Source organism: Arthrobacter sp. Z4-13, assembly GCF_054792705.1.
On the sequence record NZ_CP096459.1, the window covers coordinates 4,129,260 to 4,148,595 of the forward strand.

The following is a 19,336-nucleotide window of genomic DNA, read 5'->3' on the forward strand; positions in this document are numbered from 1 at the left end:
GCCGGTAGCGCTACTGCTGGTAGGCGGGGTGCTGGCTGGCGCGCTGCTCTCCGCCCGGGTTGGCCTTGAGGAGCGTGGACTGCAGTGCGTAGTACGACGGCTTGCGGGTGTAGTCCTCCCACATCACCGTTGCTTCGCCCTCGCCGCCGAAGAAGACAGGGACCCAGGAGTACTTGTCATTGAAGCCCCAAATGGTGAAGGACTTGCAGTCCTCGACGTTCAGGCAGGCTTCGAGTGCGCGCTGGTAGTAGCTGGCCTGCTTGGCCAGTTGCTCTTCGGTCGGCTTGGTCCCGGCAGCGATGTTCATGCGGACATCGATCTCCGTGACGGCGGTTTCCAGGCCGAGATCGTCGAAGCGCTGAAGGTTCGCCTGCAGGTCGCCGGGGAAGCCGTACTGGGTGCTGAGGTGGCCCTGCACGGCGAAGCCGTCCACCTTGACGCCCTGGGCCAGGAGCTTGGAGATGAGTCCGACGTAGGCCGTGCTCTTGGGGTTGATGCTTTCCACGCCGTAGTCGTTGAAGAAGAGCTTGGCCTTCGGATCGGCTTCGTGGGCCCACCGGAAGGCGTCAGCGATGATCTCCGGACCAAGTTCCCGGATCCAGATGTTGTCCGTGGTCCGGAGGGTTCCGTTGTCGTTGAAAATCTCGTTGGCAACATCCCACTGCTGGATCTTGCCCGCGTACCGGCCAACAACTGTGCTGATGTGGTCCTTCAGGATGGAACGAAGTTCGTCCTTGCTGAAGTTGCCCTGCTCAAGCCAGGCGGGGTTCTGGCTGTGCCAGAACAGCGTGTGGCCGCGGACCACCTGGCCGTTCTGCTGGGCGAACTCGACGATTGCGTCCATCTCGGCGAAGCGGTACTGACCGCGCTGCGGGTGGATGAACTCCCACTTCGCCTGGTTCTCGGGTGAAACGGAGCTGAACTCCGCAGCCAGGACCTCGCGGTACTGCTGGTCCGAAGTGAACGGGTTGGCATAGGGCATCGTCTCGTGATGGCCTCCGCCGGCAATTGCAGTGCCGATCCGGACGTCCTTCGGCGCGGCCCAGCGCAGGGTGTCCTGCTTGGCAAGGCCGGGGGGCTGCGGGTTGTCGTTCCCGGCGGCAACTGCAGGCAGTGCCGTGGGGAGGACAAACGCCGACGCCATAACGGCGGCAGCGACTATTCGTGCAACCTTCATTTAAAGCTCTCCTTTGAGTACGAGCCGATCGGCTTACAATTCCCGACCGGACCACTTCCGGAAACTTCCGGAACTTGGTTGTTGTAGATTAGGAGCGTTTCGGAGAGCACGTCAAGGGTTTTGCTGAAAAAGCCGCCACTGGTGATGCGCAGGACGGCCTATACTTGCAGCGGACCAGGAGGAATGCGTGCCCGAGACCCAGCGCCCGGCAGTCACGATTTCGGCTATTGCGGCCGAAGCGGGGGTATCAGTGCCAACTGTTTCCCGCGTGCTTAACGGCAGGGGCGATGTTTCCGCGCGGACCCGCGAGCGGGTCGAAGCCCTGCTGCGGGACCACGGCTACCAGCGGCGGGGGATCCGTCCGGATGTCCGGTCAGGCCTTATCGACCTCGTTTTCAACGACTTGGACAGCCCCTGGGCGGTGGAGATCATCCGCGGCGTGGAGGAAGCCGCCAACGAAGCGGGAGCGTCCACTGTCGTGTCGGCTATCCACCGCAAGACAAGCCCAACTTCCACCCGGCAGTGGCTGGATAATGTCAGCGCCAGGGCGAGTGACGGGGCCATCCTTGTCACCACGGACCTCGATTCCTTCCTGCGCGCGGAACTGCAGCGCCTGCAAGTCCCTGCGGTCGTAGTTGACCCTGCGGGTGTCCCGGACCTGGACGTCCCGACGATAGGCGCAACGAACTGGACCGGGGCTGTGGGTGCAACGGAGCATCTCACTGGAATTGGCCACCGGCGGATCGGGTTCGTTGCGGGCACACCTGGCCTGTGGTGCAGCAGGGCCCGGCTCGACGGCTACCGCGCCGGCCTTGATGCGGCCGGCGTCCCCTTTGATCCGGAGCTGGTGGTGGAGGGGGACTTCGACTACCAGTCCGGGTTCCGCGCCGGGTGCAGGTTGCTTGAGTTGGCCCAACCGCCGTCTGCCGTCTTCGCCGCAAGTGACCAAATGGCCCTCGGAGTGTATGAGGCGGTGCGAAAAAAGGGACTGCGCGTGCCCGAGGACGTCAGCGTCGTTGGGTTTGACGACCTTCCGGAAGCCCGCTGGGCGTCTCCTCCGCTGACCACTGTCCGGCAGCCGCTGGCCGAGATGGGCAAACTTGCCGCGCGCACCGTGCTTCGGATGCTGCAGGGCGAAGGCGTTGAAAGTCCCCGCGTGGAACTCTCCACCAGGCTTGTGGCCAGGGAGAGCACAGCCCCGCCCCGCAGCTGATCCCTTGTGCTCCAGTCTTCGTTCTGGCGCACCCTTGACGTGGCACTGAGGGCGAGCCTACGCTGAGCGCGTTCCGGAAAGTACCGGAAAATTCCTGCGACTCCAATGAGGTAGCCATGAATCACCCCCTTGACCGTTCGGCAGTATTGCGCAGGGTTGCGCTCCCTCTGGCCGCCACCGTTCTGGCGTTGGGCACAACTGTCCCGGCAGGCCTTGCAGGTGCAGCTCCTGCGCAAGCGGACCAGGCGACTCCCGTGATCGTCGATTCGACCAGGCACGAGGGCAAGTACCTCAGCCTGACGTTCGACGACGGTCCCGATCCCGTCAACACGCCCAAGCTGCTGGCCGTGCTGGAAAAGCACCACGTCAAGGCCACGTTCTGCCTCTGGGGAGACCATGTGAAGCAGCACCCCGGGATTGTCCGCCAGATTGCCGACGCCGGCCACCTGCTGTGCAACCACACGATGCACCACGACAACATGGGCACGTGGGGCGCCGAGGCCATCAGGGCTGATCTTGAAGAAACCAGTGCCGTTATCCGCGAGGCGGTTCCGGAGGCGAAGATCAGTTACTTCCGCGCGCCGTATGGAAGCTGGGGCCAGACCCCGGAGGTTGCGGCTGACATGGGTATGCAACCCCTCGGCTGGGCCACCGTGGTGGGTGACTGGGAGCCGCCGGGAACGGCTGAGTTGGTTCGCCGCCTGAGGGAGGGCATCACGCCAGGAGGAGTAGTGCTCCTGCATGACGGAGGCGGGGACAGGAGCCAGACCGTCGAAGCAGTCGACCAGATTATTCCGGAACTAAAGTCCGAGGGATGGCGCTTCGACCGGCCGGCACGTCGCGGCTGAACCTCAGCGCCTGGTGCCTTCCGTCATCGGATCTGTTGACGCCAGCGTCAACATCCCGATATAGTTCAAGCCATAAACTAATGGGCCGCTTAGGCCTCGCTCTACTGACTGCAAGGACGCATCATGACTCTTTCCCCCACCCCGGCCGACAAGTTCACTTTTGGCCTTTGGACTGTTGGTTGGACCGGCGCTGACCCGTTCGGTGTTGCTACCCGTGCTGCCCTGGATCCGGTGGAGGCTGTGCACCGGCTCGCCGAACTGGGCGCGCACGGCATCACGTTCCATGACAATGACCTGGTCCCGTTTGAGGCCACGGCCTCGGAGCGGGAGCTGATCCTGAAGAACTTCAAGGCAGCCCTGGCCGAGACCGGGCTGAAGGTCCCGATGGTGACTACCAACCTCTTCAGCCACCCGGTGTTCAAGGACGGCGGTTTCACTTCCAACGACCGCTCCATCCGCCGCTTCGCCCTGTCCAAGGTCCTGCGCAGCATCGATTCCGCCGCCGAGTTCGGTGCCGAAACCTTCGTGATGTGGGGCGGGCGTGAGGGCAGCGAATACGACGGTTCCAAGGACCTCGCCGCGGCCCTGGACCGGATGCGCGAAGGCGTGGACACCGCCGCGGCGTACATCAAGGACAAGGGCTACAACCTGCGCATCGCGCTCGAGCCCAAGCCCAACGAACCCCGCGGCGATATCTTCCTGCCCACCGTCGGCCACGCCCTGGCCTTCATCGCCCAGCTCGAGCACGGCGACATCGTGGGACTGAACCCCGAGACCGGCCACGAGCAGATGGCCGGGCTGAACTTCACCCACGGCATCGCCCAGGCCCTGTGGGCCGGGAAGCTGTTCCACATCGACCTCAACGGCCAGCGCGGCATCAAGTACGACCAGGACCTCGTCTTTGGCCACGGCGACCTCACCAGCGCGTTCTTCACCGTTGACCTGCTCGAAAACGGCTTCCCCAACGGCGGCCCCCGCTACGAAGGCCCGCGCCACTTCGACTACAAGCCCTCCCGCACCGACGGGTACGACGGCGTCTGGGAATCAGCCAAAGCCAACATGGCCATGTACCTGCTCCTGAAAGAACGCGCCCTCGCCTTCCGCGCCGACCCCCAGGTCCAGGAAGCCCTCGCCGCCTCCGGCGTCTTCGAACTCGGCGAAACCACCCTCACCGCGGGCGAAACCGCCACCGACCTGCTCAACGACACCACCGCGTTCGAGGACTTCGACGCCGACAAGGCAGCCGAACGCTCCTTCGCCTTCATCCGGCTCAACCAGCTCGCCATCGAACACCTCCTCAACGCACGCTAAGCGGACCTTCCCTTCGCTGCCGGTCCCGCAGCAACTTCAGCACCCGCTTGATCGAGCGGGTGCTGAAGTTGCGTGGGGCAGGACTGGCAAAGCATCCCGAACCCTTTTCCATTCAGTGAAAGACGCGGCGCACCCCGCCCTCCCCATGCCCCAAAGTTGGATCAAGACGTGGTCCGGAACACAGGCCGCGCAGGATAGAAACGGCGCGGTACACACATGGAGTCGACGACGACGGCGGGGCGGATTTTCCAGGGGATCGAGTTCGCCCGACCTGACGGTGCTACCCCGCTGCTGCTCGATTTGTACGTCCCCGGGCAGGTGCCACCACGCATCGGATTCCCGGCGGTGGTCCACTTCCACGGCGGCGGCTGGCGGACGGGCGGGCGGTCCTCGCTGGGGCCTACTGTGGACGGCTTTGGCCTCAGCCCCATCGAACAACTGGTTAGCGCGGGCTTCATCGTTGCTTCTGCTGACTACCGGCTCAGCGCCACGGCAATGTTCCCGGCCCAGCTGCTGGATGCGAAGGCCGCCGTCCGCTGGCTCAGGGCGCACGCGGCCGAATACAACGTTGACCCGGAGCGAATTTATGCCTGGGGCGATTCGGCCGGTGGCCACCTTGCCAGCCTGGTGGGCCTGACGGCGGGAATGGAAGAGTTTCAGGACTCTGCCGCCGAAGCTGCAAACAAGTCCGGCAACGGTCCAACCAGCGATGCCGGCGACAGCGTCGCCGCAGTCGCCGCCTGGTACCCGCCCACCGACCTGAACCGGATGGGCGAACAAGCCCGGCCCGACGCCGTCGCCCGTGCTGACGACCCCGGCTCGCGGGAAGCGCTCCTCATCGGCACCCAGCCAGCGGACGCGCCGGACAAGGCCGCCGCTGCCAGCCCCGTCACGTACGTGCATAAGGACTCCCCGCCCTTCCTCCTGGTTCACGGAACGGCAGACCGTTACGTCCCCGCAGCCCAATCCATCACCTTGGCAGAAGCGCTGGAACGAGCGGGTGCCGCCGTCGAACTCCTCCTGATCGAGGACGCTGACCACATGTGGTCCCTTCCGGACAAAAGCCCTGCCGCCGCGGAGCAGGCCACCGCCGCCACCATCGATTTCTTCCGCCGCCAGGCACAAGAACACTGACCCGGAACCGTCCCGGCACACATACGTGCCCGGGCAGATTTGAAAGGCCTCCACATGCAGTTCATCGGCATCAACCACCACGGCGAACCCTGGGCAGCAGCCCTGCTGGACTCGCACGTGTTCCCGCTCACCCCCGTCGCCGACTTCTGGGCGGACCCGGAGGGCTGGCAAGACAAGTCTGTCTCGCTGGTATCCGGCACATCAGCGTCCGACGCCGGTACCTGGCTGGAACGCGGCAGCGTCACCGAAGTGCCGCTCGTCCCCGCCTCCGCCAGGGTCATCTGCGTTGGCCTGAATTACAAGGCCCACGCAGCCGAGGGCAGCTACAAGGACCAGGACCTTCCGCCGCACCCCACCCTGTTCGGCCGGTGGACGGCGTCCCTGTCCGTGGGCAACGTCCCCGTCCCCGTCCCGGCCGGCGAAGCAGGCCTGGATTGGGAAGGTGAAGTGGCCGCGTACATCGGACGGCGCGTGGAATCTGCGGACGAGGCAACGGCGGCAGAAGCGGTCTTCGGCTACTCCACCTTCAACGACATCACCTCCCGCACTGCCCAGAAGCTCACCTCACAGTGGACACTCGGCAAGAACGGCGACTTCAGTGGCCCGCTCGGCCCGCTGGTAAGCCGTGACGAGGTGGGCGACCTCCGGGACGGCCTGCAGGTCCGCACCCGCGTCAACGGCGTGGAGGCGCAGAACGGCAACACGCGGGACATGATCTTCTCCGTCCCGGCCATCATTTCGCTGATCAGCGAGACCTTCACCCTGCACCCGGGGGATGTCATCGCCACCGGAACCCCCGAGGGTGTTGGCTATGCCCGCACTCCGCAGTGGCTGCTCCAGCCGGGCGATACCGTGGAAGTGGAAATCGACAAGCTCGGCATCCTGACCACCCCCGTCGGCGACGTCTCGCTCCGGAGCCGTGCCTGATGGCTACCCTGCGGCATGCGGCCCCCGAGGATATTCCGGACGAGGCGCAGGTCCTGATTTCCGGCGGCGGCCCCAGCGGCCTGTTCCTCTCCCTGGACCTGGCCGCCCACGGCATCCCCAGCACTGTCATCGAACCCCGGGAAACGGTGGACCACACCCGCCCGCGGGCCAAGACCACCAACGCCCGCACCATGACGCACCTGCGCCGGCTGGGACTGGCGGACGCGCTCCGGGCGGCGTCACCCCTCCCGGTGGACTACGCGCAGGACGTCATCTTCTGCACCGGCCTGACAGGGCCTGCCGCGCATGAACTGCGCCGCTTCAGGAACGCCTTCCAGCTGGTCCCCGGCCGGTACGGTCCCCAGCCAGAATGTGGTCAGCAGGTACCTCAGCCCGTCCTGGAGGAAGTGCTCCGCTCCGCCGTGGCGGACAACCCGCTGATCACCTTCGTGACGGGCTGGAGCGTGGGCGAGGTCCGCCCTTCACGGGAGGCCAACGGGGCGAACGCAACCTCCGTCGTCGTTATCGCTGACACCTCCGGCGGCACCCGGACCATCACGGCGGACTTTGTGATCGGGGCCGACGGCGGATCCTCCGCCGTTCGCCGCAGCCTCGGCATCCGCCTTGAGGGCGGGTCCGCGGCGCTGTCCAACATCAGCATCCTCTTCCGCTCCGAAGGTCTTGCCTCAGCGGTGGCCCTTGACCCTGCCGTCCAGTACTGGGTGGTGGGCTCTGACACCGCGGGCATGGTGGGGCCGATGGACCTTCAGGACACGTGGTGGGCGATCGTGCAGGGGGTGGATCCTGAGGCGTCGGTCAGCGCCGACGATGCGGCCGCGATGGTGCGCGCTCTGGTGGGAACGGACGTGGACATCGACGTTCTGGCAACGGACCCCTGGACGGCCCGCATGCTGCTGGCCCCCGAGTACAGCCGCGGCAGCACTTTCCTGGTGGGCGACGCCGCCCACCTCAACCCGCCATGGGGCGGCCACGGCTTCAACACCTGCATCGGCGATGCCGCCAACCTGGCCTGGAAGCTCGCCGCCGCGATCACCGGCTGGGGCGGTCCTGCGCTCCTGGCCAGCTACGGGGAGGAACGCCGGCCGGTGGCTGCCCGCACCATCCGGGACGCCGCCGCCAACGGCAAGGCCCTGGCCTACCACTTCGCGGACCCGGACCTGGCCGAAGCCGGCCCCGCAGGGGATGCAGCGCGGCACGCAGCGCAGGAAGCGCTCGCGGTGAAGCAAACCGAGTTCGACTCCCTGGGCCTGGTGCTCGGATACGCTTACGGCGACTCGCCCCTGGTGGTGCCGGACGGCTCACCCGTCCCCGCCGAGGACCCCATCCGCTACGTTCCCTCGGCCAGCCCCGGAGCACTGCTTCCGCACGCCTGGCTGGCGGACTCCACCCCGGTATACAGCCGGCTGGGCCAAGGCTTCACGCTGCTGGCCGACGCCGGTGCGCTGGGCGGGGTGCCGGCGGCTTCCGTATTTGCGGAGGTGCTCGAGGCGGGTGCCCGGCAGGGCGTGCCGGTGACCCTTGCCGCCGTCGGGCCTCTCGACGACGGGATCTCACCCTCCGAGCTATGGGGAGCGGACGCGGTGCTGGTCCGCCCGGACCAGCACGTGGCGTGGCGGGGGAGCTCCGCCGAGGCCGCTGCAGCAGCACTTTCCGTCGCCGCCGGATGGGCGGCGACCCCCTTCAACGAAACCAGGAGCGCCCGTGTCGACGCCGTCATTCCGTGACTTCCTCTTCACCCCTGACCACCCGAGGGTGGCGGAAATCCGTGGCCTGAACGCCCGGGAGTACGCCGAGGCGGCCAAGACTGATTCCTTCGCCGGTCCGATGATCGAGGGCTGGAAGAAGCTGTATCCGCAGCAGTTCAAAGGCATCACGAACGACGGCGCCCTCCGCCCCGGGCTGTATCCGCTGGCTCCGGAGCGGGCGGGGGAGGAAGCGCCCACGCCAGAGATGGTGGCCGCGGCCCGAAAGCTTTTGGGCGCCGTGACCCTGGAGCAGGCGTCCCGCCTGAGCTACGCCGTAGATGCCCCTGAGTGGCAGAGCTGGGCGAATCCGGAGTTCATGCAGCACGACACGGGCCTGCGCCTGGACGAGCTGGATGCACCTGTGCGCGATGCTGTGTTCGCCGTGGTGGAAGCGTCACTCAGTCCTGCCGGTTTTGAGCTGGTCCGGAACCTCATGCGGATCAACGGTTTCCTGGGCGACCTGGTGGAGCTGCCGCTGCTGATGAACGAGTTCAGCTACAACTTCGCCCTGTACGGGGATCCGTCGGAGACCGAGCCGTGGGGGTGGCAGATCTTCGGCCACCATGCCGCGCTGAACTGTTTGGTGGCCGGAACTCAACTGGTGATCTCACCGGTGTTTATGGGTGCCGAGCCTGACGTGATCGACGCCGGCCCATACAAGGGCGTGAAGGTGTTCAAGGAGCGCATCGCCCTGGCCCGGGAATTGATGGGTGCGCTGCCGGCGGAGCTGCGGGCGGGATCCACCGTGTATGACTCCATGGTGGATCCCGCCATGCCTGAGGGCAGGATGCATCCGGGCGACGAACGGCACCTGGGCGGTTGCTTCCAGGACAACCGGGTGATCCCGTACGAGGGCATCCTGGTGGCGGACATGCCGCAACGGGCGAGGGAAGTCCTCGACGCCCTGGTGGAGGACTTCATCGGTTACCTTCCGGACGGGCCGCGCGCCGCCCGCCGTCGGGAAATCCAGGAGCACTACGGCGAGACCTTCTTCAGCTGGATCGGCGGCTGGGAGGGGCAGGAAGCCTTCTACTTCCGGCTGCAGAGCCCTGTGGTGGTGCTGGAGCTGGACCATCACACCGGGGTTTTCCTCAGCAATGAAGAGCCTGCACCGTTCCACATGCACACCGTGGTGCGCACGCCCAACGGCAACGACTACGGCCGCGAACTGGTCAGGCAGGCGCTCGCCGGCGGCTAGGATCAACGCTGGCGACTGGACGCTACAAGACGAATGGCCCGGACTTCCTTTCGGAAGCCCGGGCCATTGTTTTGCCCTGCGAAGCGCTAGGAGATTTCGAGTGCCGTGCGACGCTGGGGCGGCGGGCCCACCACTGTCAGGTCCATCTCCGCCTGTGCGCGGCCAAAGCCCTCCATGTCCATGTACGGCTCGCCGCCTTCGGTGTACATGTAGTCCTCGGTGGGCTTGTTGAAGTACTCGAAGAAGCCGTTGAAGACCGACGGCGTGAGGAAGCCCAGCATCTGGGTGTTGTGCGAGTCCAGGGCGAAGGAGTGGATGGTCCCGGCGGGGGCATGGACAAAGTCGCCCTTGGTCAGCAGCATTTCCCGCCCGTTGGCGTAGAGCCACATCCGGCCTTCGGTGACCAGGAAGTTCTCGGTGTGCTGCTCGTGGAAGTGCAGCGGGATATAGGGGGTCTTGGCTCCCTTGGTGTGCACCGCGAAGTAGTTTGAGCCGGTGTTGGCGGGCCGGGACAGGTAGGTGAACATGGTCTGGTAGCTGGCCAGGCGCTCGCCTTCGTGCGCGCTGAGGAAGTAGGGGCTCTGCGTGGGCGGCAGGCCGGCGTCGTGCTTGAACGTGGGGGTGACCCGCTCGACCTCGGGGAAGGTGATGCCGAACTCGGCGCCAACCTCCGCCTGCTCCTGCAGGCTGGCACTGTGGCCGGCCCGGACCGGCGGGACATGGGAGTCGATGGGGCTGCCGACGCGTTCGTAGTAGGCCTCCGCGCCACCGGGCGTCATCCAGTTCAGGAAGCGGGTGTAGTGGCTGGCCATGCGGTAGGCGTGGGGTGTGTTGGGCGGAATCACCACGGAGTCGCCGGGGGTGAGGATGCGGCTTTCGCCGGGGAGCCAGACGTGCAGGATGCCGTCGAAAACGTAGAGGGTCTTGTGCTCCACCTTGTGGCTGACGAATGGCGATTCCGTACCCATGCCGCCAGAGATGTAGGCGGCGCTGAAGATGCCGCCGGTGTCTGCCGCGCGGGCGATGACGGTGACCAGCTGGCCGTTGATCTCGTAGCGTGCACCTTCGCCTGACGCCATGTAGTAGGGGACAGCTTCGCCGGGCAGGGTGTTTGCCACCGGCAGCTGCTGGTTCATTTCCTCCACGCTGAGGGACATGGTTCCTTCTTTCCAGTCGTCCGGCTGAGCCGGAATGTGACCTCCATCATGACGTGCTGCTGCAACGGGCAGGAGCCGGAATTTCAATGAGTGAAAGCCCGGTGTCCTGCTCCGTCCATTGCTGCGATGCTGGCAGTCAGTCCCTAACGCACCATCAGGAGGCCTTTGCCGGCACTGGCCAGCCGGCCGCCGTCGGGTGCCTGACTGGCCGCTGGCCCGATTCCCGCGACCGCGCGAGGGACGTGGTGCAAGTGAATAGGTTCGCAGCTACAGGGGACGTTGCCCAAGCTGTCGCCCGGCCCCGATGGGCAGAATCACAATTTACGCAACCGAATTGGTTGTCCGAAGCCAGTGCTTGCATCACGCTGTCCTGACACGATGGTGTAATCCATTGATTAAGCCCAAAAGGACAAGCAATCATGAGCAACGGTGCTGTGCCGGAACCCGATCCCACTAAATTCTCAGGAGCGGACGCGGTGTTCCTGCAGGACTTCGCCACCCTGTGCACTTTTGGTGCCACGGCCGGCGGGGGAGTGGAGCGGCAGGCGGGGTCATCCGCCGACGGGGAACAGCGCGCCTGGCTGGCCCGCCTCCTGCGGGACAAGGGTTTCGACGTATCCTTCGACCAGGTGGGCAACCAGTTCGGCCTGTTGGAACTGAATCCCGGCGCACCGAACGTACTGGTTGGCTCCCATCTTGATTCCCAGCCAACTGCCGGACGTTACGACGGCGCCTACGGGGTCCTCGCCGCCGCCCACGCAGCCTTCCGCCTCGCGGAGGAGTGGCGTGCCGGCGGGACAACGCCGCGGTACAACCTGGCCGTTGTGAACTGGTTCAACGAGGAAGGGTCCCGCTTCAAACCGTCGATGATGGGCAGCTCCGTCTACACCGGAAAGATGGCGCCCGAGCACGTCCTCGCCATCACGGACCGTGCAGGCATCACCGTGCGGGAGGCGCTGGAAGCCACCGCCGCACTCGGCCAGGGCGCCGGGCCCAAGGCCGCTTACGCTGCCGAAATCCACATCCAGCAGGGCCGCAGCATGGAACGCGACGGCATCACCATCGGCGTCGTCGACTCCAACTGGGCCGCCAACAAGTACGAGTTCGAGGTCCGCGGCGAGCAGGCGCACACTGGCTCCACCGTCATCGCCGACCGGCACGACGCCCTCCTTGGCGCGTCGATGCTGGTGGTGGCCGCGAGGGAGATCGCAGATCATTTTCCCGGCGGCACCGTCCACACCTCGGTAGGGCAGCTTGACGTCTATCCCAACTCGCCCGTCGTCGTGCCCTCGCTTGCTACCTTGCTCCTTGACCTCAGATCCGCTGACGAGGAACTCCTCGCCGAAGCTGACCGGATTCTTCACGATCGGATTGACCAGATCGAACAGGCGGCGCGGGTGGAGATCAGGAAGACCGGGTCCCACTGCTGGCCCGTCACTCCTTATCAGCCCGAAGGGGTGGCCCTCGCCGAGAAAACAGCGGCGAACCGCGGATTCACTTATACGCGGGTCAAGACAGTCGCCGGGCATGACTCCACGAACCTGAAGGACATTGTGCCCACGGTGATGCTGTTCGTTCCGTCCGTGGAAGGCATCTCCCACAACGAGCACGAGTACACCACGGACCAGGACATTGTCAGCGGGCTGCACGTGCTCACCGACGTCGTCCGCAGCCTGTGCCTGGGAGAGCTTGACCCCCGCTAGGGACCGCACGCGAAAGGCGCCTGGCCATTGGCCGGGCGCCTTCCGCGTACCGAAAGGGGCTAAGCTGCCTCGGTTACCCCGCACCAGTCGGCGATGAACAGGGCGATGGTCTTGGTCACCTGGCGCACCGACTCGATGCTTACCCGCTCATCGAACCCGTGGATTGCCTCGGACACCGGCCCGTAGACCAGCGTCGGGATCCCCGCGTACAGGGTGAAGACCCTGCCATCCAGGTAGCCGGGCGTCGTAAAGCTTTGCAACGCCGAACCAAACACCTCCTGGTGCGCAGAGGCCAGCACCGTCTCCGCATCCGAGCCCTCCTCCAGGACGTAGCCCTCCGAGAAAAAGCCCGTACGCTCCGCTGATACCGCTACCGATTCCCCGGCCCCGGCGGCGGCCCGGAGGCACTCCTGGATTTCGTCCCAGGCGTCAGCGGCCGGGATTCCCGGATACAGGGCCGCGCGCACATCGAACTCGCACCAGGACGGCACACTCGAGGGCCAGTCGCCGCCGGAGATCATGCCGATGTTGACGTTGATGGGATGCTCAACGTCCTTAAAGTACCGGTGGCTGTCCTTCTCGGCGTTCCATCTCGCCTCCAGCTCCCGCAGCGCGCCCATCACGGTGTAGGCGGCGTCGATGGCGTTGAAGCCGGACGCCATTTCCCGCACATGGGTCGGCTTGCCGGAAACACGCACCCGGAACCAGATCACGCCCACGTTGGCCCGCACCAGCATGTTTTCTTCCGGCTCCGGAATGATGACGGCATCCGCCGTGTACCCGCGCTGTAACGCAGCCAGGGATCCGTTGCCGGTGCACTCCTCCTCCACGACGGACTGGAAATGGATGGTGGACGCCGGCGCCAGCCCGGCAGCACGGATAGCGTCGAACGCGAAGAGGTTGGCGGCGAGGCCGGCCTTCATGTCACCGGCCCCGCGTCCGTACATCCAGCCGTCTTTGACGGCGGCATCCCAGGGGCTGCGTTCCCACGTCTCCTCCGGGCCGGTGGGGACAACGTCAATGTGCCCGTTCAGGATGAGCGACCGGCCCTTTTTCTCCGGGGGAGTATAGGTGCCCACCACGTTGGTGAGGTCCTCGAAGGCAACCGTGCTGGGACCGTAGCCCACGTGCGTTGCCAGGGCTTCGCCGTCGAGCGTCCAGCGGTCCATGGCAAACCCGCGGGTCTCCAGCTCGGCGAACATCAGGTCCTGCGCGCCGGCCTCGGCGGCCCTCAGCGAGGGATGCCGGATCAGCTCTGCCGTGAACTCAAGCTGGCGGTAAAAGGCTGCATCCACGGCGTCGGTAATCCGGCGCGCAGTTTCCGGGTTGAGCATTCTGTTCCTTACCGTACGATCGCTTTGTCCTTGACGCGGAGGCGCTCGCCGAAGAAGCCGCCCGCAGCGGTAATCAGCGACACCACGATCAGAAGCAAGGAGGCGGTCCAGGACGCTCCGCCGGAGACGCCGAGCAGGGCGACGGCGATCAGGGGCAGGAATCCGCTCAAGGCACCGGCCAGGTTGTAGCCCAGGGAAACGCCGCTGTAGCGCAGGTTCGGCGGGAACAGTTCGGTCAGCAGGGCCCCGGTGACCGAGTACGCCACCGAAAGCAGGGCGATGCCGGCAGTGACGGCGAGGATGATCGCCGCCGGGTTGCGTGTGTCGATCAACCAGAAGAGCGGGAACGCTGCGGCAGCGGTCACCAGGCCGCCGAGGAACGTCATTTTGCCGGGTCCCACCTTCTCGCTGATCCGGCCTATAACCAGGATGACTCCGATCTGTACGACGGCGGCAATCAGCGTTGCGTTGACCATCAGTCCGCGGTCCAGGCCGAGGGTGGTGGTGCCGTAGCTGATGACGAAGGTGGTCATGACGTAGAACCCGCCGACCCCCAGGAAGGCTGCAGCGATGGCGACAATCAGCCGGCCCCAGGCCTGGCGGAACACATCAATCGCGGGAATCTTGGCGCGTTCCTCCAGCTTGACCAGCTCATTGAAGATGGGCGATTCCTCAACTTTCAACCGGATGTACAGCGCGATCAGCAGCAGCGGGAATGCTGCCAGGAACGGCAGGCGCCAGCCCCAGGAATCAAAGACGTCCGGCGGCATCAGCAGCACCAGGGCGAAAGCACCGGAGGACATCAGCGTGCCCACCGGGGAACCGACCTGCACCAGCGCAGCGTACCGGCCGCGCTTTTCGATGGGCGCGTGTTCTACCGCGATGGTCATCGCGCCGCCCCACTCGCCGCCCACCGCCAGGCCCTGCATCAGGCGCAGGATGGCAAGCATGATGGGTGCAGCGAGGCCGATGGTGCCGAAATCGGGCAGGACGCCGATGAGGCCGGTGGCCAACCCGATCATCACGATGGTGATCAGCAGCGCGGGCCGGCGGCCCACCCGGTCACCGATGTAGCCGAACAGGACGGCGCCAAGCGGCCGGGCAGCGAAGCCGACGCCGAACGTGGCGAACGCTGCAAGGGTCGCGGCCGTCGGGTCCAGCGACGTGAAGAACAGCCGGTTGAACACAATGGCTGCGGCGGTGCCGAAGAGGAAGTAGTCGTACCATTCAAGTGCAGTGCCAACGAAGGCCGCGCGGGCAATCATGCCTGCATCGGCGCCGCTGACAGCGGGTACGGCCGCTTCTTCTCCCTGGCTTGTCTCCCGTGGTTTCATGATCAGTCTTTCTGCCTCTCGAGGTGGGACGGGGATTGGACGGTGGCGGGCTGGAGGCTGGTCTCCAGTTCATCGAGGTAGTCCTGCCCGAAGACGCAGCTGCCGCCAAGCACGGTTGCCAGCACGGCGATCCGGCCGATTTCTTCGGCGGCCACGTCCGCCGGGTGGGCGGAGAGGAAAACAAAGTCGGCAAGTTTGCCGGATTCCAGCGTGCCACGCTGGTCCTCCTCGCCCGCCGTCCAGGCGGCGTCCACCGTGTACGCCCGCAAGGCGGTCCCGGCGTCGACGCGTTCCTGGGGGCTCACCGTTGTTCCGCCGGCGGACCGGCGGGTCACCATCGACTGCATGCCGAGCAGGGGCGCGCCGGATGCCACCGGGCGGTCTGAACTGCCCGGAACGCGTACCCCGAGCTCGAGGAAGGACTTGTGGCGGTACAGCCAAGGCACCCGCTCGGGACCGACGGCGGCCGCCATGGTATCGCCCACCTCAAACAGGAAGTGCGGCTGCGGAACCGGCGTGATTCCGAGGGATGCGAACCGGGAAAGCTGGTCCGGCCGCACCATGCCGGCGTGCTCGATGCGGTGCCGCGCTTCGGCCCGTGGCAGCTTTTGCTGGGCGGCAGCGAAGGCATCCAGGGCGACGTCGACGGCGGAGTCCCCAATGGCGTGCGCGGCGACGTTCCAGCCCGAACTGTGGGCGTCCACGATCCGCCGGGTCAGCTCCTCGAGGGACAGTTGGAAGCTGCCGGTGCCGTGGCCATGATCGCAAAACGGTTCGGTCACGGCGGCAGTGCGGCCGATCAGGGAGCCGTCAATGAAGATTTTCATGGCACCGAGCCGCACCTGATCGTCGCCGAACCCGGAGGCGATGCCGAGGTCCAGGCCGAAGGAGATCCCGTCTGCCGGATGGGACTGCAGCGGATGCAGGGCATCGCTGGCAGCCATCAGCTGGACCCGGGTTTTCAGGAGGCCCCGGCGTCGGGCTTCGAGGTAGGCGGCGAGTTCCACGGGGCTGCGGCCAATCCAGCCGGAACCGATGCCTGCCTCCACCACGTGCGTCAGGCCTTCGGAGGCGTAGACCTCGCTCGCCGCGCCGATGGCGTCCGCCAAATCCGTCACGGCATAGGGGACCACCAGCGCGGTAACCAGCTTCTGGGCCTGCTCCTCAAGCAATCCTGTGGGTCCATCGGAATCCCGGACAACGGTTCCGCCTTCCGGGACGGCGGCCGAACCGTCCAGGATGCCTGTGCGTTTAAGCACCTCCGTGTTGACGGTGCACATGTGTCCGGAGCGGTGCTTGAGCCACACGGGCCGGCCCGGCGCGGATTGGTCGAGATTGTCGCGGTGCGGATGGCCGCCCATCACGGTGTCGTCGTAGCCGGATCCCACTACCCACGCGCCGTCGGGGAGGTCGGGCGCAAACCGGGAAACGGCGTCGTACACCTCATCCAAGGTTCGGCAGCCTGACAAGTCCAGCTCGGCCAGGGACTGCCCAAACCACGCCATGTGATTGTGCGAATCACCAAAGCCGGGCACGACGACGGCGCGGCCGCAGTCGAGGGTGCTCTGCGCAGGGAGCTGAAGGATGTCTTCGTCAAACCCGACAATGCGCCCGTTCAGCACTCCCATTGCGCTCGCCGTGGGGGCGGCCTTAGCCATGGTGAAAATACTGGCGTTGACAAGTTTCAGATCAAGCATGGACTTGGGACGTCTTTCCGGACTAGAGGGCGCAGCCGCACAGAACCGGCTCCTTCAATGGTGGTCCCAATCACACGGTTAAACAATGGATGATCACAGTGCCCTCCGGTCCTAGAATGGGCATATGCCCAGCGAAGCGTCCGCCGACGCCGTTCATGCGTCTCATGCGCCGGCCGCCCGATCGGTGGTGTCGGACGTCGTGGCCGACTGCCTGGACGACATCGACCGGATCGCACGGGAGTACCTGCGCGAGGTGCGGGAGATCGACGATTACGCGGGCTCCCTGGTAGTGGATACGGATCTGGAAGAGACAGCAGTCGCCTCAATGGAACTGTTGCTGCGGCTGGTGGGTGACCTGCCGATACCCGACCGGTTGACCGGGATTTCCGAAGCGCTCGGCCACCGCCGCGCCCAGCAGGGCCTGCCGCTGGAGTCACTCCTGCGCGCGGTGCGCATGGACTTCCGGGTCCTCTGGACCGCAATGCTGGAGAAGGTTCCCGCCGAGTTCCTGCCGAGTTTCACCAAGGACGCGGTACGCGTCTGGGAAGCGGTCGAATTCCATACCATCCGTGTGCACGCGGGCTACCTCAACGAACTCGCCACCATGGCCCAGGAAAAGGAGACGCGGCGAGCGTTCCATCTGTCGAGGCTCCTCAACTCGGACGGAAAGGATCCGCAGTTGCTGGGCCAGGCCGCCCGTGCGCTCGGAGTGAAGCCGGAAAGCACCTTCACCGTTGCCGTCGCGGCCGGACATGCGCAGGAGGCATTCCGGGCCGGAGTGCTGCGCGCCGGCGTCGAACATTTCCTGCACGAGCGCGACGGGGCGCTGGTACTCATTGCGGAAGATGTTCCCGCCCGTGCCGAACGCGGACCGGAGGGGACACGTCCCTGGCTGGCCACGCTCGACTGCTTTGTGGCCCCTCCCGCCCAGTCGTTGGCCGACGTGCCCCGGATGCTGCGGGTTGCCTTGGAGTCATTGCCGGCGTTGACGCCCGACCGGCCAGGCCGGCACACGGTGCGTGATGCGTGGGGGCCCGTTGCCGCAACCCGGCTGGGAGAGTACGGAACCGTTTTAGCGGACACCGTGCTGGGGCCGCTTGCAACAATTTCTGATCATGAAAGGGACCGGCTCATCGAGACGGTGCAGGCATACCTTCGCTCCGGGTCGGTGTCTGAAACTGCCGGCGAGCTGTACTGCCACCGGAACACGGTCCTGAACCGTCTTGCACGATTCGGGCAGCTCACCGGTTTCGATCCCGCCAATCCGCAGGACGCCGCAGCGGTAATTGCCGCCCTTCACATCCACTTCATGCCCGGGGAGTAGATCCGCCGACCGCTGCATTCGTCCAGCTGGACGTACACCCGTCACTGCTGCAGGAGCGGCTCCTTTCCAGCGCGGCTTCCCAGTTGGCGGAACCAGCGCACACTCCCTACTTCTTCGTCAGCCGGTACCGCTCAATTTCTTTGAGCCGCCGCAGGAGGCTGTCGCGCCTGGGGTGGGGAACGGCGTCGGGGGCTTCGGCGGTGAGGTCGATGTGTTTGGTGCCGTACTGCCACAGCAGCAGGTCATCGAGCAGCCGGTCGGGCCCGGGGGAGTAGCGGTGGTCCAAAGCTTTGCGGACTTCAGTGATGCGGTTGGCGCTCAGCAAACCAGCCAGTTGCATGGTCTGGTTGAGGCCGTGCGCGGCCAGAAGCTCGGCCGCCCAGCCCCAATCGTCGTCCACCTTGCGGTCCACATGCGGGAGCAGCGTGCGCCACACGTCCCGGATGCGGTTGGGTGTTAACGGCGCTGCGCCCTCGCCGTCCATATCCCAAAAACTGCGCACTTCCTCGTAACGTTCGTGCAGGTCCGCAAAGGCCGTTTCCACTGTTTCCAGCATGGCGGCGGTGGCCGTAAACTGCCGGTCGAAGTGGGGTGACCAGGCTCGCGGGTCCTCGGCCTTGAACCGGATATCGTGCTCGATCTCGCTCCACGCGTGCGCAAAAATCGTGCGGATCTGGCATTCAAAAAAGTAGCTGCCGTTGGGCTGGGCGTCCGGGTTGAAGACCTGCTGGTACTCCTTGACGGCCTCGTTCTGGATGGTCCGCAGGATCAGGTGCCGGCTGGAATACCCGTAGGTGCCGGATTCGATGGAGCCGATGTCCTTTTCCCGGTCACCACGGCAGTCGAACAGCTGCCGCTGGCGCTTGATGATATTGGCAACCGCCGCGTTCTCGGCCGGCAGCCTGGTAATGACACGGATGCCCACCATGTCATTCAAGGTCCGGAACGGGTCCGGGAACTTCAGGACCGGCGGTGCGCCGGGCTCCAGCGGCTCCTCGATCCGGGAGATCTTTTCCTTGAACGATTCCACGGTCTTAGTGCGGCCGGTAACGAACAGCGGAGTGACCTCGCTGTCCTTCAGCATGTCCCGCATCAGCAGCAGGACATCACGGGTGACCAGTTTCAGGGCGGGCCGGACGCGCTCGTAGATCTCCACGTTGTGCTTCACAGATTCGCGGAGGCTCGCGTCCAAACTGTCCCAGTTACTCGGCAT

General features: G+C 65.6%; 15 protein-coding genes. 9 read left to right on the forward strand and 6 right to left on the reverse strand.

Annotation, left to right across the window (positions count from 1 at the left end; translation table 11 throughout):
- Nucleotides 1-10: 10 nt before the first annotated feature.
- Nucleotides 11-1,177, reverse strand: a complete 1,167-nt coding sequence (locus tag M1E07_RS20945) for an endo-1,4-beta-xylanase (RefSeq protein WP_461188513.1) — start codon at nt 1,175-1,177, stop codon at nt 11-13.
- Nucleotides 1,178-1,364: 187 nt separating this feature from the next.
- Here M1E07_RS20945 and M1E07_RS20950 point away from each other — a divergent pair, with 187 nt between their 5' ends.
- The 7 genes from M1E07_RS20950 to M1E07_RS20980 all read left to right on the forward strand — a co-directional run bounded on the left by M1E07_RS20950 (nt 1,365) and on the right by M1E07_RS20980 (nt 9,574).
- Nucleotides 1,365-2,390 (forward strand): LacI family DNA-binding transcriptional regulator, encoded by a 1,026-nt coding sequence (locus tag M1E07_RS20950; RefSeq protein WP_461188514.1) that lies wholly within the window; start codon nt 1,365-1,367, stop codon nt 2,388-2,390.
- Nucleotides 2,391-2,506: 116 nt separating this feature from the next.
- Complete coding sequence (locus M1E07_RS20955; protein WP_461188515.1) at nt 2,507-3,238, forward strand: polysaccharide deacetylase family protein; 732 nt, start codon at nt 2,507-2,509, stop codon at nt 3,236-3,238.
- Nucleotides 3,239-3,361: 123 nt separating this feature from the next.
- A complete protein-coding gene (xylA, locus tag M1E07_RS20960) occupies nt 3,362-4,549 on the forward strand; it encodes a xylose isomerase (RefSeq protein ID WP_461188516.1) in 1,188 nt (395 codons plus the stop codon).
- Between the two features lie 216 nt (nt 4,550-4,765).
- The gene (locus M1E07_RS20965; RefSeq protein ID WP_461188517.1) at nt 4,766-5,683 is read left to right on the forward strand and encodes an alpha/beta hydrolase fold domain-containing protein; all 918 of its coding nucleotides are present in this window, start codon (nt 4,766-4,768) and stop codon (nt 5,681-5,683) included.
- A 54-nt stretch (nt 5,684-5,737) separates the two neighbouring features.
- Nucleotides 5,738-6,610: a fumarylacetoacetate hydrolase family protein gene (locus M1E07_RS20970; protein WP_461188518.1), complete on the forward strand. Its 873-nt coding sequence runs from the start codon at nt 5,738-5,740 to the stop codon at nt 6,608-6,610.
- Entirely contained in the window at nt 6,610-8,355 is a 1,746-nt protein-coding gene (locus M1E07_RS20975) for an FAD-dependent monooxygenase (protein WP_461188519.1), read from the forward strand. Before M1E07_RS20970 ends, M1E07_RS20975 begins: the two co-directional genes overlap by 1 nt.
- Nucleotides 8,333-9,574: a DUF3500 domain-containing protein gene (locus tag M1E07_RS20980; RefSeq protein WP_461188520.1), complete on the forward strand. Its 1,242-nt coding sequence runs from the start codon at nt 8,333-8,335 to the stop codon at nt 9,572-9,574. Before M1E07_RS20975 ends, M1E07_RS20980 begins: the two co-directional genes overlap by 23 nt.
- Before the next feature lie 86 nt (nt 9,575-9,660).
- Here the strand turns inward: M1E07_RS20980 and M1E07_RS20985 are convergent, their stop codons facing one another.
- Nucleotides 9,661-10,731, reverse strand: coding sequence for a quercetin 2,3-dioxygenase (locus M1E07_RS20985; RefSeq protein ID WP_461188521.1), 1,071 nt, complete (start codon nt 10,729-10,731; stop codon nt 9,661-9,663).
- A gap of 419 nt (nt 10,732-11,150) precedes the next feature.
- Between M1E07_RS20985 and M1E07_RS20990 the strand changes: the two genes are divergently transcribed.
- Nucleotides 11,151-12,434, forward strand: a complete 1,284-nt coding sequence (locus tag M1E07_RS20990; protein ID WP_461188522.1) for a M20 family metallo-hydrolase — start codon at nt 11,151-11,153, stop codon at nt 12,432-12,434.
- Nucleotides 12,435-12,493: 59 nt separating this feature from the next.
- On the opposite strand, the gene M1E07_RS20995 is transcribed toward M1E07_RS20990, so the two are convergent.
- Genes M1E07_RS20995 through M1E07_RS21005 form a run of 3 tightly spaced genes read right to left on the reverse strand, consistent with a single transcriptional unit; the run spans nt 12,494 to nt 16,799 of the window.
- Nucleotides 12,494-13,768: an ArgE/DapE family deacylase gene (locus tag M1E07_RS20995; RefSeq protein WP_461188523.1), complete on the reverse strand. Its 1,275-nt coding sequence runs from the start codon at nt 13,766-13,768 to the stop codon at nt 12,494-12,496.
- An 8-nt stretch (nt 13,769-13,776) separates the two neighbouring features.
- Nucleotides 13,777-15,102 carry an MFS transporter gene (locus M1E07_RS21000; RefSeq protein WP_461188524.1) on the reverse strand — a complete coding sequence of 442 codons (1,326 nt, stop codon included), beginning with the start codon at nt 15,100-15,102 and terminating at the stop codon, nt 13,777-13,779.
- A 2-nt stretch (nt 15,103-15,104) separates the two neighbouring features.
- On the reverse strand, nt 15,105-16,799 hold the full coding sequence (locus M1E07_RS21005; RefSeq protein WP_461188525.1) for an amidohydrolase: 1,695 nt from the start codon (nt 16,797-16,799) through the stop codon (nt 15,105-15,107).
- 124 nt (nt 16,800-16,923) lie between these two features.
- On the opposite strand from M1E07_RS21005, the gene M1E07_RS21010 reads away from it, so the two are divergent.
- On the forward strand, nt 16,924-18,123 hold the full coding sequence (locus M1E07_RS21010) for a PucR family transcriptional regulator (protein WP_461188526.1): 1,200 nt from the start codon (nt 16,924-16,926) through the stop codon (nt 18,121-18,123).
- Nucleotides 18,124-18,229: 106 nt separating this feature from the next.
- Here the strand turns inward: M1E07_RS21010 and M1E07_RS21015 are convergent, their stop codons facing one another.
- Nucleotides 18,230-19,336: a GTP pyrophosphokinase gene (locus M1E07_RS21015; protein ID WP_461188527.1), complete on the reverse strand. Its 1,107-nt coding sequence runs from the start codon at nt 19,334-19,336 to the stop codon at nt 18,230-18,232.